Genomic DNA, 543 nt, shown 5'->3' on the forward strand with positions numbered 1-543 from the left:
GAACGGCATGAGCCGCAATCTGAACCGGCGCGACGTGATGCGCGGAACCGCCATGCTCGGCGGCACGCTGGCCATGTCGGCCTACCTGCCAGCTTGGGCGCAACCCGTGTCGCGCGGCATCGCCAAGCCGCTGCCGATCGTATCGGGCACGGAAATCGCCCTGACGATCGACCGGATGAAGCTGGTCATGGACGGAATTACAACGCCCGCGATCGGGGTGAACGGCACGGTCCCGGCGCCACTCGTCCGCCTCAAGGAGGGCCAGAAGGTCCGGCTCGCGGTGACCAACAATCTTGACGAGGATAGCTCGATCCACTGGCACGGCCTCATTCTGCCGTTCCAAATGGACGGCGTGCCGGGCATCAGTTTCCCCGGCATCAAGGCACGTTCGACTTTCGTGTACGAATTTCCAGTCGTGCAGTCAGGCACCTACTGGTACCACAGCCACTCGGGCGAGCAGGAGCAGGGCGGGCTCTACGGCCCCATCGTCATCGATCCCGCGGGACCCGACCCGATCGCATTCGACCGCGAGCATGTGATCGT

At 64.5% G+C, this 543-nt stretch carries 1 protein-coding gene; it reads left to right on the plus strand.

Translation table 11 applies throughout. From position 1 onward, the window contains the following. Positions 1-7: 7 nt before the first annotated feature. Positions 8-543, plus strand: a 536-nt coding sequence (locus F4U94_RS24210) for a multicopper oxidase domain-containing protein (RefSeq protein WP_150412361.1), incomplete at its 3' end; no start/stop codon positions are given.

The organism is Sphingobium limneticum, assembly GCF_008710155.1.
In the GTDB taxonomy this organism is placed as follows: domain Bacteria; phylum Pseudomonadota; class Alphaproteobacteria; order Sphingomonadales; family Sphingomonadaceae; genus Sphingobium; species Sphingobium limneticum.